Annotated in this window: 16 protein-coding genes; 2 read left to right on the forward strand and 14 right to left on the reverse strand. The window is 51.8% G+C overall.

The features are described from left to right. Genes ccmI through ccmA form a run of 9 tightly spaced genes read right to left on the reverse strand, consistent with a single transcriptional unit; the run spans window position 1 to window position 7,067 of the window. Window positions 1-1,206: a c-type cytochrome biogenesis protein CcmI gene (ccmI, locus tag KG631_RS12415; RefSeq protein WP_214000024.1), complete on the reverse strand. Its 1,206-nt coding sequence runs from the start codon at window positions 1,204-1,206 to the stop codon at window positions 1-3. Continuing rightward, complete coding sequence (locus KG631_RS12420) at window positions 1,203-1,694, reverse strand: cytochrome c-type biogenesis protein (RefSeq protein WP_214000025.1); 492 nt, start codon at window positions 1,692-1,694, stop codon at window positions 1,203-1,205. The genes ccmI and KG631_RS12420 overlap by 4 nt, the downstream gene beginning before the upstream one ends. After that, a complete protein-coding gene (locus tag KG631_RS12425) occupies window positions 1,691-2,278 on the reverse strand; it encodes a redoxin family protein (protein WP_214000026.1) in 588 nt (195 codons plus the stop codon). Before KG631_RS12425 ends, KG631_RS12420 begins: the two co-directional genes overlap by 4 nt. Beyond that, window positions 2,271-4,250 (reverse strand): heme lyase CcmF/NrfE family subunit, encoded by a 1,980-nt coding sequence (locus tag KG631_RS12430; RefSeq protein WP_214000027.1) that lies wholly within the window; start codon window positions 4,248-4,250, stop codon window positions 2,271-2,273. Before KG631_RS12430 ends, KG631_RS12425 begins: the two co-directional genes overlap by 8 nt. Before the next feature lie 11 nt (window positions 4,251-4,261). After that, window positions 4,262-4,792: a cytochrome c maturation protein CcmE gene (ccmE, locus tag KG631_RS12435; RefSeq protein ID WP_214000028.1), complete on the reverse strand. Its 531-nt coding sequence runs from the start codon at window positions 4,790-4,792 to the stop codon at window positions 4,262-4,264. Next, window positions 4,792-4,992, reverse strand: a complete 201-nt coding sequence (gene ccmD / locus KG631_RS12440; protein WP_214000029.1) for a heme exporter protein CcmD — start codon at window positions 4,990-4,992, stop codon at window positions 4,792-4,794. Before ccmD ends, ccmE begins: the two co-directional genes overlap by 1 nt. Next, a complete protein-coding gene (locus tag KG631_RS12445) occupies window positions 4,992-5,729 on the reverse strand; it encodes a heme ABC transporter permease (RefSeq protein WP_214000030.1) in 738 nt (245 codons plus the stop codon). Before KG631_RS12445 ends, ccmD begins: the two co-directional genes overlap by 1 nt. 1 nt (window position 5,730) lies before the next feature. Next, on the reverse strand, window positions 5,731-6,393 hold the full coding sequence (gene ccmB, locus KG631_RS12450) for a heme exporter protein CcmB (protein ID WP_214000031.1): 663 nt from the start codon (window positions 6,391-6,393) through the stop codon (window positions 5,731-5,733). Next, complete coding sequence (gene ccmA / locus KG631_RS12455; protein ID WP_214000032.1) at window positions 6,387-7,067, reverse strand: cytochrome c biogenesis heme-transporting ATPase CcmA; 681 nt, start codon at window positions 7,065-7,067, stop codon at window positions 6,387-6,389. The genes ccmB and ccmA overlap by 7 nt, the downstream gene beginning before the upstream one ends. Before the next feature lie 103 nt (window positions 7,068-7,170). Between ccmA and KG631_RS12460 the strand changes: the two genes are divergently transcribed. Both KG631_RS12460 and KG631_RS12465 read left to right on the forward strand, forming a co-directional pair. Beyond that, a complete protein-coding gene (locus KG631_RS12460) occupies window positions 7,171-9,171 on the forward strand; it encodes a flagellar hook-length control protein FliK (protein WP_214000033.1) in 2,001 nt (666 codons plus the stop codon). Next, window positions 9,168-9,506 (forward strand): EscU/YscU/HrcU family type III secretion system export apparatus switch protein, encoded by a 339-nt coding sequence (locus KG631_RS12465; protein ID WP_214000034.1) that lies wholly within the window; start codon window positions 9,168-9,170, stop codon window positions 9,504-9,506. The genes KG631_RS12460 and KG631_RS12465 overlap by 4 nt, the downstream gene beginning before the upstream one ends. A gap of 84 nt (window positions 9,507-9,590) precedes the next feature. Here the strand turns inward: KG631_RS12465 and KG631_RS12470 are convergent, their stop codons facing one another. From KG631_RS12470 to KG631_RS12490, 5 genes are read right to left on the reverse strand one after another with little or no spacing between them, the layout of a single operon-like run. Further along, window positions 9,591-10,037, reverse strand: a complete 447-nt coding sequence (locus KG631_RS12470; RefSeq protein ID WP_214000035.1) for a DUF2802 domain-containing protein — start codon at window positions 10,035-10,037, stop codon at window positions 9,591-9,593. A 14-nt stretch (window positions 10,038-10,051) separates the two neighbouring features. Continuing rightward, window positions 10,052-10,546: a chemotaxis protein CheW gene (locus KG631_RS12475; RefSeq protein ID WP_019676457.1), complete on the reverse strand. Its 495-nt coding sequence runs from the start codon at window positions 10,544-10,546 to the stop codon at window positions 10,052-10,054. Window positions 10,547-10,575: 29 nt separating this feature from the next. Further along, the gene (locus tag KG631_RS12480) at window positions 10,576-11,370 is read right to left on the reverse strand and encodes a chemotaxis protein CheW (protein WP_214000036.1); all 795 of its coding nucleotides are present in this window, start codon (window positions 11,368-11,370) and stop codon (window positions 10,576-10,578) included. Next, window positions 11,370-12,149: an AAA family ATPase gene (locus KG631_RS12485; RefSeq protein WP_214000037.1), complete on the reverse strand. Its 780-nt coding sequence runs from the start codon at window positions 12,147-12,149 to the stop codon at window positions 11,370-11,372. The genes KG631_RS12480 and KG631_RS12485 overlap by 1 nt, the downstream gene beginning before the upstream one ends. A 2-nt stretch (window positions 12,150-12,151) precedes the next feature. Next, a complete protein-coding gene (locus KG631_RS12490; RefSeq protein WP_214000038.1) occupies window positions 12,152-13,117 on the reverse strand; it encodes a flagellar motor protein MotB in 966 nt (321 codons plus the stop codon). Window position 13,118 lies beyond the last annotated feature (1 nt).

The raw sequence follows: 13,118 nt of genomic DNA on the forward strand, positions 1-13,118 counted from the left end.
TCAGGGTTCCAGAGTCAGCTTCACGCTGATTTTTGCATCATTAAAAGTAAGGACAGCCGATTCAACCTGCAGATCGCCGGCCATTTTTTCAACCGTACCGGCCTGAGACATCCGCGCCACCACCACAACCTGGTCCGCCTGGCTCAGCGTCCAATCAGGCTGCATTGCCATTTTCTCGTCCAGCAACAATTCTACTTCGCCGCTGGGCAGCGGAATTCGCTGCACGGCCAACGGTAAATTAGGGCCATCTACGGCACGGGCGAATAAAAATAAACTGGCGTCTGGATTATCAGCGGCCAGTTCTGGCGCCACCGTTAAACGCACCCGGATTTGCCGGCCAATGCTGTCGCTACTATCGACACCCAGCTCGCTGAGCTTACTCAGTACCAGCGGGTAGCGCGGATCAGATGGCTCCAGTTGCTCGGCCAGTAAACTCCAGGCTTTAATTGCTTCATCGGTGTCGCCTTTTTCATGAGCAATTAACGCCATCAGTGACATCGCATCCAGATTGTCAGGCTCAGATAGCAATATTCTGGCCACGGCGCGCCCCGCTCTGGCCAGGTTGTCATCACCGCCGACCACGATTAACGCCTGAGCGAAATTAAGCAGTAACGGGATCCGGTTCGGGCTTAACGCCAATGATTTTTCAAAGGCATCAATGGCATCTTCCATCAGCCCCTGCGACATCCAGATCCGGCCCAGTAACATCCAGGCTACCGCATCGTCGCCCTCTTCTGCCAGCTTGGTCCGCAGTGCCAGCGCAAATAAGCGGGTTTCATGTTCAGATAACGGCTCGCCTTCTCCCAGCAACGACCGCTCACCATAGCTGGCTAAGTCGACCCGGGCTTGCTGCCAGTCGGCCAGTTCAGTGTAATGGCCATTAAAGCGGTAAATGGCGGCAACCACGACCAACACAAACACCACTAGCCCCAGATGCCACCAGAGCTGCCGCTTCGGCTGGCTGTAATTCATTGTTTGTTGCTGTTGCTGGTTAAACTGTTGTTTTAACTCTGCTGCGGCGCTGGCAAAATCCTGCTCGGCCAGTTCGCCACTGTCCCGCGCTAAGGCCAATAATTGCAGACGCTCTTCAAACAATTGCAAGGGTGTCTGATTATTGGCAGCACTGGCCTTTCGGGGCCAGCTGATAATAATAGCGCTTAGGGCCAGCATTATCAGGGCAGCAAACAGTAACGGCCATAACATCATTTTTTACTCCGGTATTGTTCAATCAGTTTATCCAGTTCAGCGTCAAGCGTTGCCGATGGTTGCTCTTCTGCTAGCCCGGATAACTGCTCGTTTGCCTGTGCTGCCGCCTGCTGCCGGCGCCGCTTTAACTGCAACGCGAACAACCCCAACAGCATCAGCAATGGGGCTAGCCAAAGCAACAAGGTGTAACGGTTCAGTGGTGGCTGGTAGTGGACAAAATTGCCGTAGCGGTTAATCATGTAATCGAGCACGTCGCTACGGCTGCTACCCTGCATAATCATGTCATAGGTTTTCTGGCGCATATCGACCGACACCACCGCGTTGGAATCGGCAATATTCTGATTCTGGCACTGCGGGCAACGTAGTTCAGCAGTCAGCTGCTGATATAACTGGCGTTGCGCTTCATTGTCAAAGCGGAGTGCTTCTTCCGTTGCCAGCACGGGCAGGCTTAGCATGAACAGAGCGAACAAGCCGCTGATAATTTTCATGGTTGGACTCCATCCTGCTGGCGCCATTGCTGATAAAGCGGTGCCAGTTTACTGCGCCACACCTGCGGATTAATATCACCAATATGATGGGCCCGCACTATGCCCGTACTGTCAATTATAAAGGTTTCCGGTGCGCCGCTTACTCCTAAATCCAGCGCCAGACTGCGATCAAAGTCCAGAATGTTAAACTGATAAGGATTACCACGTTGTTGCAATTTGTTACTGACATCGGCCTGTAATTCGGCTAAATCAAAACGCTCGCCCAGCACCGGATCAGCCGGTAGCACATAGTACAGGCCAATAATTTTAACTCCTTGTTCTCTTAGCTCGGTCATATAGCTTAATTCAGCATTACAGGTCGGGCACCAGGTGCCCCAGACATTCAGCAAAAAAGTTTCGCCATGCAGCTGCTGCGGTTGCCAGCGTTTTTCCGGGTTCATTAAATCGGGCAAATTAAAAGCTGGCAGCGGTTTGTCGGTGGTGACTGACTGCCGTTCCATCGGGTTAGAAAACAGGCCACTGAGTAAAAACAGCGCCAGGGCCAGAAACAACGCCAATGGCAGATAGAACATCAGTTTACGCATTCGCTTGCTCCGCCGGAGTTACTGCAGACACCGTGGGCCCGCTGCGCCGGTAGCGCTTGTCTAGCAATGCTACCAGAGCACCCAGCGCCATCAGTAAGCCACCCAGCCAAATCCAGCGCACAAACGGCTTCACGTACAGCCGCAGCGCCCAGGCATTGTCTGGTAAGGCTTCACCCAGTGATACATATAAATCACGGCTTAGCCGGGCGTGCACCGCGGATTCTGTCATCACCGTACGCTGAATAGTATAAAAGCGTTTTTCTGCATGCAGCTGGCTGACAAATTCGCCATTTTTATCATGAACGGCTATCTCTGCCGCTTCGCCGCCATAATTTGCGCCTTCCAACGGATACACTTCCAGCAAGGTAAACTGGTAACCGGCCAGACTGATGCTGTCGTTGAGCTGCATCCGGACATCGCGCTCGACGCTGTAGGTTTTGGTCATCGCTACCCCGACTACCAACACCGCAAAACCGATATGAGCAATCGTCATGCCATAGTGACTGGCATGCAATTTAAAGGCACCTTTGCTGACCGAACCAAACTGGCTCATTCGCTGATACAGCTCGTACAGTGCCGATAACCCGACCCAGGCCCCTAACAATAGGCCCAGCAGAGCTAAATTTGCCTGCACGCTTTGCATTGCCGCCAATGTGCCCAGCGCCAGTACCAGGCTGGCAATGGCAATTAAACTTAACGGCCCCAGCAGCGGCTTTACCGGTTGTTGCTTCCAGCGTACCCAGGGGCCCAGCCCCAACAGCAGGGCAAACGGAATGGTCAGGTAATAAAACATCTGATTAAAAAACGGCTCGCCAATTGAGATGGTACCCAGCCCCAGCTCTTTGTGAAATAACGGAAACAAGGTGCCTAAGAACACCACCAGCGTGGCGGTCAGTAAAAACACATTGTTACCCCACAACATTACCTCGCGGGAAAACAACTGATAGCGGGCCTGGCTGCGCACTGAATTCATCCGGCTGGCATACAGCGCCAGTGAGCTACCGATAACCAGCAACAGGAAAACCAGTAAAAAGATGCCACGATCCGGATCAGCAGCAAAAGAATGCACTGACACTAACACGCCGGACCGCACTAAAAAGGCCCCAACCAAACTAAGCGAAAAGGCGGCCAGTGCCAGTAACACCGTCCAGGACTTAAAAGTACCGCGCTTTTCCGTTACCGCCAGGCTGTGCAATAAGGCAGTGCCCACTAACCAGGGTAGAAATGAAGCATTTTCTACCGGATCCCAGAACCACCAGCCGCCCCAGCCCAGCTCATGGTATGCCCACCAGCTGCCAAACATAATACCCAGGGTTAAAAACAACCAGGCTGCCAGGGTCCAGGGCCGGGCCCAGCGCGCCCAGGTGCTGTCAAATTTACCACCAATTAAGGCGGCAATTGCAAACGCAAACGATACGGCAAAACCCACATAACCCATGTATAGCAATGGCGGATGGATAATCATGCCAAAATCCTGCAGTAGCGGATTTAAATCCATACCCTCGACCGGATAAAACGGCAAACTGCGGGCAAACGGGTTTGACATAAACAGCGAGAAGGCAATAAAGCCGATATTGATCAGCCCCAGCACCCCAAGAATGCGGCCCTGCATCAGCAGCGGCAAACCTTTGGAGAATATTGCGACCAGTGCCGTCCAGCCGGCCAGCATTAAGATCCACAGCAGCATCGAGCCTTCGTGCGAGCCAAAGCTGGCAGTGATTTGATAGTACCAGGGTAAAATAGAGCTGGAGTTAGTGGCGACATTTATCACGGTAAAGTCGCTGTTTAAAAACGCATGCACCAGCGCCAGCTTGGCCAGCAAACAGAAAATAAACAGGCCAATGGCCAGCGGTTTGGCCTGCAACAGCGCCCGCTGGTTGCCACTAAAACTACCATACAGTGGCACTGCGGCCAGCAAAACAGACAACGCCAGGGCAAAGGTCAGTGCCAGCTGGCCATATTCAGCTATCATCGCCCAGCCCCTTAATAAGTTGGTTTATATTCTGGTTTGGTGTCATTGCCGTCTGGCGAGCTGTCGCTGGCTGGGAAATCAGCCTGTGACGGCGGCACATGCCGGATACCCTTCATGGCTTCTGCAACTTCGGGTGGCATATATTCTTCATCATGTTTGGCCAGCACTTCACTGGCCTGAATAACGTCGGGTGCCAGCAAGGTGCCCTGCGCCACAATACCCTGACCTTCGCGGAACAGATCAGGTAAAATACCGTCGTACTCTACCCAGACCGTTGGCCCGGTATCAACCAGCTGAAACCGCACTTTTAAACTTTGCCCGTCACGTGACACCGTGCCCGGCACCACCATGCCGCCAATGCGCAGGCGCTGGCCTACCACAGGTTTTACCTTGTCTTTGCCCAGGCCTTCTACTAACTGGGTCGGGGTATAAAACAAGTCTATATTCTGCTGCAGCGCGTACAGCATGGCAGCAATAGCCCCGGCAATCAGGCTGATGATCAGTAAAATCGAAAACAGGCGTTTTTTCCGTCTTGGTTGCATTAGACTTGTTGCTCCTGATACTGCTTAACTCGTTGTTCGCGGGCAATCGTGGCTTTAAGTTGCTGTTTAAACTGTTTTTGCTGATACACACTAATTAATATCAACCCCAGCAGCAACAGATAGGTAATGCCAAAAGATAGCCAGACAAAAAAACCGTAGCCGCCCATGGCCAGAAACTCACTGAAAGACTGAAAATGCATTATAGGCCTCCTACCAGCTTTCTGACCCAGGGCCGGTGCTGCTCGTTCACTAAAATGGCAGTACGCAGCCGTAAACAGGTTAGTGCCATTAATAATACGGCAAAGGCCAGAATACTGATTAACAGTGGCCACAGCATGCTCGGGTCAATCGAGGGCCTGGCAAATTTGGTAATACTGGCGCCCTGATGCAGGGTATTCCACCATTCTACTGAAAAATGAATAATAGGTAAGTTAATTACCCCGATTAATGCCAGCAAGCTGGACACTTTAGCGCCAACCTGACGGTCGCTGAAGGCACCGTTTAAGGCAATAACACCTAAGTACAGAAATAACAGAATAAGTTCCGAAGTTAAGCGGGCATCCCATACCCACCAGGCGCCCCACATCGGCTTGCCCCAGGCCATACCGGTGATCAGGGCAATTGCGGTATAAGTAGCACCAATAGGCGCAATGGCCAGCACGGCCCAGTGCGCCACTTTAATTTGCCAAACCAACGCCACAAAAGCGGCGCTGGCCATAGCGGCGTAAGCGCCCATTGACATGATGGCCGAAGGTACGTGAATGTGAATGATCCGGTAGCTGTCGCCCTGCTGATAATCAGCCGGGGTAAACGCCAGCCCCCAGACATTACCCAGCAGCAGCAGGGTCAGTGCAGTTACCATCAGGTACGGTAACAGTTTGCCGCAGAAATGATAAAGCGTTTCACTTTTAGCGTACGGATCTAACCACTTAAACATATCAACTCACATTAATTCGCAAGGCACTGGTCACGGCCATCGGCACCAGCGCTAACGCCAATAATAACATGGCCAGTAAAATGGCCAACTGTCCCTGATAGCCCAGCCCCATGCTGGCGGCCTCGATGGCACTGCTGGCAAAAATTAAAAGCGGAATATACAGCGGCAGTATCAGCAGCGCCAGTAAAATACCACCTTTATCGGCTGCCATGGTCAGCGCCGAGCCCAGCACACTTAACAGGCTGAGCAATGGCGTACCCAGCAACAAGGTCAATGCCATCGCGCCAAGGGCTGCCTGCTCTAACCCCAGCAGTAAGGCAACAACCGGCGACAGTAATAGCAGCGGCAAGCCGGTGCTTAACCAGTTAGCAAAAGTTTTTGCCAGCACAAATGCTAACAGGCTTTGCCGGCCAGCAACTAACTGCTCAATCACACCGTTGCGGTAATCGTCTTTAAACAGCCGCTCGGAGGCCAGCAACACGCTGAGTAATGCGGCTATCCAGATAACTCCCGGAGCAATAATACGTAACATATTAGGCTCTGGCCCAACGCCGAGCGGAAACAGACTGAGCACGATGATAAAAAACAGAATAGGGTTAAGCCAGTCTGCCTTTTGCCGGGCCAGTAACCGTAACTCGCGCTGTAAGAAAATAACACTTACCATCGGTAGGCCAGCTCCAGCTGTACCAGAGACTGAAATTGCAGGGTCAGACTCTGATGGGTGGTAAGAATAATAGCGCCGCCCCGATTCAGATGATCGAGCATATGCTGTTGCAGCAAGCCGATAGCACTTTGATCCAGTGCGGTAAAAGGTTCGTCCAGGATCCAGAGTGATGCAGGCGTTAACCAGAGTCTGGCCAGTGACACCCGGCGTTGTTGTCCGGCTGATAACATCCGACACGGCACGTCTTCCAGACCCGCCAGCCCAAGGTGCGCCAGTAAAGCCCAGTCGTCTGCTTTGTTCAGGCCTGAGGCCGCACGCCAGAAGTGTAAATTTTCCAGTGCGGTTAATTGCTCATGCACACCGCTTTGGTGGCCGATATAGCACAAGTTGCCACAATAAGCTGGCAAGCAATGCGCCAATGGCTTAGCCTGATAATACAGCTGACCGTCGTCAGGCTGGGCTAAGCCCGCTAAAATACGTAGTAGTGAGCTTTTACCGGCACCATTTTTGCCTTGTATCTGCAGTAACTGACCAGCACTAAGTTGCAAAGATAATCGCGAAAACAATACCCGGTCTTGGCGGATACAACTTAAACCGTCGCCCTGCAAAATAGGCGTAACGGGCCCGGGGGAGCTTGCAGTGGTGGCTGTAGCGGATGGCTGCGTTATGTTCACTGGCCTCGGTATCGACTGCTGTTAAAATTGCGCGCATAGTAGCATACCGTGACCGGAATACGAATCAGATCCACGCCGGGTGCGGTGATTAATCAGGGGAAATATGAACCAGATCAATCTGGACAAATTACTGCAACACCCGCTGCCAGGCACTACTCAGCAAACCGGGGCTAAAGGCGCTGAGCTAAAACTGTTAGTTGGTGAGCTGTACACGGCCCGTTTGCAGATGTTATCTGGCAGCAGCCAGCTACAACTGCAAACCCCGCAAGGCCCGCTGGTTATCAGCCTGCCGGCCCAACTAAGCCGCCAGCTTAGTCAGCAATTCGGCCCGCAGTTGCAGGTTAAATTAACCCCGGCAGCAAATAACCAGCTGAGTCTGACCCTGCAGACCATGCCGGCGCCTGCCAGCAGCATCAACCTCAGCCCGGCTCAACTGCAGCCGGTTATCAGCCAGTGGCTGAACCAGCAGCTACCTCAGCTGTCACAGCAGGGTCAGCTCACTGCTGTGGCTAACCAGGCGATTAATAGTGCTGTAAATAGCCAGGCCGCAGCCAATAACCTGACGGTACCACTGCAACTGGATCTGAAAACAGGCCAGTTAACCCTGAGTGGTTCTGCAACAGCTAACCCGCTGTTGCTGACCTTATCGCCCAAGGACGTTGCTGCTTTTAGCAAGCTTATTCAGAGCGGCCAGCAACAAGCTGCCTCTTCCCAGCACGGCTCCACGCCGGGGCAAAATAGCAGTCGTCAGCCAGTGCTTCTCAATATAACCTTCAGCCAGACCACGGCACCGGCACAGCTTTCATTACAACCGGTATTGCAACCGACGGCTGCTGAAGCACGGGCTCTGCCGCTAACACCGGCGACGCAGCAACAATTACTACAGGCTCTGATCAGCCAGTTAGCGCCCATCAAACACACTGTGTCAGCAGACGCCGCTAAAATCAGCCTGGGTCAGCTAAGCATTAGTGTTTCGCCACAACTTGCTGCAACGCTCGCAAATTTTAATAGCAAAAACGCAGCCGGCAATACGACAACCGTCCCGCCAGCAGGCGGTAACCCAATGGTACCGCTGCTGCTGCAATTACAACCGCCGGCAACAAAGCATGGCCAGTGGCAACTGATAATCCAACCTGCCGGCCACAGCCAACAACTAACCGTTAGTCAGCAGCAGGTTGACAGACCGGTCAACTGGCAGGCCCCGCCGGTAAAAGCAGAAACAGCGCCCGCTACAACTAAAAACGTGCCGGCAACCGGCAATGTTAACAAACAGTTGATGCAGCTGGCCCCGGATGTTAAAACACAGGCCTGGCGTAACCTTGTACCCTTATTATCTCAGCCGTTAATGCAGCCCAATAGCATGCCAAACCTGCCCGCGCCGTTGCAGCAGTTATTCAACCAAATCCAGCAAAGCCTGCCAGAAATCAGCAAACCACTGGCACCACCTGCTATCGCTGCTCAACTTAGCGCTCTGCTGCAGTTTCAACCCCTGCAAAGCCAACCGAACCCGCAGACGACGGGCGGTACCCTGGCGCTGGCGATTCAATTACTGCTGGGACATTTAAGCCAGAAGCAGCTTACGCCTGCCAATAACACCCCGGCAAACCGGTTAAGCCAGCTGGTAGCGCAGCTGGATAGCGGCCAGGCCGCTACTGCACTGCGCCAACTGGCAAGCTTAAGCAGCCCACTTCAGCAAAGCCAGTTAGCGACTGTTGACGCGCAAAGCCAGCTACAACAATGGTTGTTGCAGCTGCCACTGCAGCAACAGGGGCAGACCATTATGCCGCAACTGATGATAGAGCAACGCGAAGCTGATGGTAAAAGTGGTGGTAAAAGTCAGAAACAATGGCAACTGACTATGAAATTTGATTTACAGCAATATGGCAACCTGCTGGCGGTGGCCAAATTACAGGAGCAGGACTTACAACTGCAATTTTATACCGATCATAATGAGGCGTTACGGCTGGCTCAGAAGTTTCTGCCGTTGCTTAAAGACCGCATCGCCGCGCAAGGGTTAACCGTTAGCCAGGCTGACTGTCAACTTGGCAAAATACCTGACAGCCTGATCCCACGCCACAATAGCCTGCTGACGGTGAGAGTATGAGTAAAAACGATTCAATAAACCCCACCCCGACAGACAGCGCGAAGCAAAAAAGTGCCACGGCTTTAAAATATGATGGTAAATCTGCACCGACCATTGTCGCCAAGGGGCATGGTGAACTGGCCGAAGACATTATTGCCCTGGCCAGAGAGCACGGTGTTCTTATTCACCAGGACGATGAGCTGAACCGGCTGCTAAGTCAATTACAGCTAGGTGATAACATCCCGAAAGAACTGTACATTGTGATTGCGGAGCTAATTGCCTTTTCTTATGTACTACAGGGGAAATTCCCTGAGCAATGGCAAAATATCCACCAGAGAATTGACTTAAAAACCTAATAAAATGGGTCGGAGTGAATAAAAAATTAGTTAAAAAGGGTCAGAGTGAATTGTTTATTCACTCTGACCCTTTTTTCTGGAAGACTAGGATTTGGCTTGGTGCAGGTTGAACAGCAGTTCGGCTTCGGCCCGGGGCAGTTCACATTCACGCATAATTTCTTCTAAATCGGCGCCCAACTGGACCATTTTCATTGCCCGGGTATAAATTTTACTTTCAGGATCGGTCAGCGATAACGCCTGCTGTTGCTCGGCCAACTCGGCACAGGCGCCTTGCAGCTGTTGCAATTCGTTTTCCAGCGTCAGTACCCGCTGATCAAGCGTTAATACCCGTTGGCCTACCCCGATAATACCGGCCCGTAATTCTTCCGTTTCGCTTTGCGCACTGCTAAGTTGCTGATTAGTTTGCTCCAGCTGTCGTTGTAGTATCGCCAGCTGCTCCCTACCGCTGCTACGTTGTTTCAGTAATAACCAGAATAGCAGCACCAGTAAAATTGCAATAACAATTGCCTGGCCCAGCAGCCATGGGTTCATCGGCAGTACTCCGCTCACAGGCTATTAATTTCTTCCCACTCTTCATCGTTGAGCAGTTTGTTTAAGTCAACCAGTATCAATAGTTCGCCTTCGCGATTTGATACGCCCTGGATAAAACGGGCACTTTCATCAGTACCAACATTTGGTGCGGTATCCACTTCAGACTGCTTCAGATACACCACCTCAGCGACACTGTCGACCAGAATGCCGATTACCTGACGTTCCGCTTCAATAATGACAATCCGGCTGTTATCAGTCACATCGCCCGGTGCCAGGCCGAACCGGGCCCGCGTATCGATAACGGTGACAACGTTGCCACGCAGGTTGATGATCCCCATAACATAGCCAGGCGCACCGGGCACCGGAGCAATTTCGGTATAGCGCAACACTTCCTGAACCTGCATAACGTTGATGCCATACGTTTCTTCCTGCAAACGGAAGGTCACCCACTGTAAAACCAGATCGGCATTTTCTTTTTTGCCGGCTGCCTTTGCCTGATTATTGCTCATATACCGCTCCTGTAAAATTCACTGCCTGCTCAGGCATTAATGTCCTGACCGCGATTAAGTAGGTTAATCATAGCGTCAACATCAACTAAAGCACACATATGCTTTTTAATTAATCCTGCCATCCAGGGTCTTTTGCCATCCGTTTCCCGCCATTTTACCTCGTCCTGTTCCAGACTAAAGGTATTAATTAACGTTTCACAGGTTAGCCCCCAATTACTGGTGCCAAGCATAATAACATACTGATAGTTTAGCTTTTGCTGCAGTTGTTGATCATATTTTTCCGGCATCACCCAGCGGGCGCTGTCCACCACACTGATTTTCTGCTGCCGGTATAGCATAACGCCTTTAAACCAGGCCGGCTTACCAAACAAACTGTTTATCTCGCCCAACTGATGGATGCCGCCCAGCTCAGTCAGCGGCACGGCCAGTTTTAAACCGGCGACACTAAAAAATAATGCCTGAAAGCGGCCCTGCCGATAAGCCCGGGTTTCTGTTTTTTTGGCGATAACGGTTGGTTCAGTTACGCTGGTTGCGCCCAGGCGCTGGGCAATAGGGACATCCCGGCTCTGTACCGCAGGGGCAGCTGGCACTTCGGAGTGAATATCTGTTTTCAGCTGCAGTTTAACCGGTACGGCAGCACTAATAGCAGTCTTGCCCTTGTCCGGCGCTGCTACCTTAGCGACCGGGCTGGCTTGGGCAAGCAACCGGTTCAGCTCGCGGGTTTTAGCATCTTCAACCAGACTGGTTTCGGTCGCCCCATCGTCAGTTAATAAGGCTGACAAGTAGTGCTGCATCACTTTCTGACTGGCAATTAAACTGCTCATTATGCCTCCGGCGCCAGCTGCAATAAGTAAGTCAGCAGGGTGTTGTAGGCAAACACCCCACGTGAGGCTGGCGCATAGACGTTAGGTGGCGTTTGCGCCACACTGGCATCACGAAACTTGGTATCTACCGGTACCACCGCAGACCATACTTTATCCTGATACTTCGCCTTTAACTCTTTATACGCTTCCAGCGAGGCCCGGGTTCGTTTGTCATACATAGTGGGAATTATAGTAAAGGCATAATCTTTTTGCTGCGAGCTGCGCATCAGTGCCATGGTGGCAATCATTCGTTCTAAGCCTTTGAGAGCCAGAAACTCGGTTTGCACCGGTATTAGTATCCGGTTACAGGCGGCTATGGCATTGACCATCAATACGCCCATTACCGGTGGGCAGTCAAGCAACACATAGTCATACTCAGTTTGCACTTTTTGCAGGGCTTTTTTTAAAATAAGCCCCATACCGCCCTTGTTACCTAATGACCGATCCAGGGTCGCCAGCGCCATCGATGACGGCAGAATATCCAGATTACTGACCCCGCTGGGACACAACGACTGCAAAATTTCTTCCCGGGTAATGTCTTTACCGCGAATAAAAATATCGTAAACACTGTTTTCCAGCTCTTCAGCGTCGATACCGAAATAGTAAGTGAGTGAAGCATGCGGATCGGTGTCAACCAGCAATACCCTTTTGCCGCGCTCAGCCAGCAGTCCACCTAAGGTAACAGTCGTGGTGGTTTTACCCACACCACCTTTCTGATTTGCTATTGTCCAAATTACCACATTCAGGGTTCCTGTTGTTCGGGCAGTGCATCCGGATTGTCCTGACGGGTGGTGATTCTAACCCCACCACCTGGCAAAGCGATTACTCTGATACTGCCATCTTCCTGAGTAACCTGCTGTAATTGTTGTTGTAAGTCCTCGCTTTGTTGCTGCTGCTCCAGCTCATCCGGCATATAACCATAACGTGACAGCGCAATAACAACTTTACGGTTTTCTGCCCGGCCCTGGGCCGTTTCATTACTACTTTCGGCGTAATATTGACCATACCCCTCTATCGCCATGCGATGAGAAGGGGTGTCCAGCGCTTCCAGCATCCGCAATACCGATGTTGCCCTGGCTACCGACAACTCCCAGTTTGACGAAAATAACTCGTTATTTATCGGCTGGTTATCGGTATACCCCCGGATCCGGATAAAGTTATTTATCGGGTTAATTATCCGGGTAATTTCATTGAGTAGGGTTCTGGCAGAACTCGTTGCCGTTGCACTGCCACTGGCAAATAGCAAGCCACTGCTCAGTTCAATAATCAGCCAGTCTTCGTCCTGCTGAATATCGACCACGCCTTGCTCAATTAAATTCGCCAGTGCTTGGGTAAGCTCTTGTTCCAGCGATACTAACGGGCTGCCAAGATGTTGTCGGCGCACGTCTGACAACTTACTGGCATCGGCCACCAGCTCGGGCCCTTGCGCTGGCTCCAGTGAGCTGCCGTAGCGGTTGAAATCACTTTGCGGTGCTTGTTGTGGTAATACCCCGCTGCCACTAACGCCACTGCCCTTTTGGGCTGGTCGTTCGAATACATTAGTCAGGGTATCAGCCAGGGCACTGAATTCTTCATCTTTTACCACTGACATGGCGTACAACACCACAAACAGGGCAAACATCAGCGTCATATAATCAGCATACGACACTAACCAGCGGTCGAGTTGCTCGGGTTCATCGTGCTGATGTTGCTGCTTGTGCCGGTACATA

Source organism: Arsukibacterium sp., assembly GCF_018402695.1.
Lineage (GTDB): Bacteria > Pseudomonadota > Gammaproteobacteria > Enterobacterales > Alteromonadaceae > Alishewanella.

Coding starts and splice junctions, on each gene's coding strand:
- KG631_RS12490 (WP_214000038.1), bottom strand. CDS start 13,117: ATGTACCGGCACAAGCAGCAACATCAGCACGATGAACCCGAGCAACTC.
- ccmB (WP_214000031.1), bottom strand. CDS start 6,393: ATGGTAAGTGTTATTTTCTTACAGCGCGAGTTACGGTTACTGGCCCGG.
- ccmI (WP_214000024.1), bottom strand. CDS start 1,206: ATGATGTTATGGCCGTTACTGTTTGCTGCCCTGATAATGCTGGCCCTA.
- KG631_RS12480 (WP_214000036.1), bottom strand. CDS start 11,370: ATGAGCAGTTTAATTGCCAGTCAGAAAGTGATGCAGCACTACTTGTCA.
- KG631_RS12460 (WP_214000033.1), top strand. CDS start 7,171: ATGAACCAGATCAATCTGGACAAATTACTGCAACACCCGCTGCCAGGC.
- KG631_RS12420 (WP_214000025.1), bottom strand. CDS start 1,694: ATGAAAATTATCAGCGGCTTGTTCGCTCTGTTCATGCTAAGCCTGCCC.
- ccmE (WP_214000028.1), bottom strand. CDS start 4,792: ATGCAACCAAGACGGAAAAAACGCCTGTTTTCGATTTTACTGATCATC.
- KG631_RS12425 (WP_214000026.1), bottom strand. CDS start 2,278: ATGCGTAAACTGATGTTCTATCTGCCATTGGCGTTGTTTCTGGCCCTG.
- ccmD (WP_214000029.1), bottom strand. CDS start 4,992: ATGCATTTTCAGTCTTTCAGTGAGTTTCTGGCCATGGGCGGCTACGGT.
- KG631_RS12465 (WP_214000034.1), top strand. CDS start 9,168: ATGAGTAAAAACGATTCAATAAACCCCACCCCGACAGACAGCGCGAAG.
- KG631_RS12470 (WP_214000035.1), bottom strand. CDS start 10,037: ATGAACCCATGGCTGCTGGGCCAGGCAATTGTTATTGCAATTTTACTG.
- KG631_RS12430 (WP_214000027.1), bottom strand. CDS start 4,250: ATGATAGCTGAATATGGCCAGCTGGCACTGACCTTTGCCCTGGCGTTG.
- KG631_RS12445 (WP_214000030.1), bottom strand. CDS start 5,729: ATGTTTAAGTGGTTAGATCCGTACGCTAAAAGTGAAACGCTTTATCAT.
- KG631_RS12475 (WP_019676457.1), bottom strand. CDS start 10,546: ATGAGCAATAATCAGGCAAAGGCAGCCGGCAAAAAAGAAAATGCCGAT.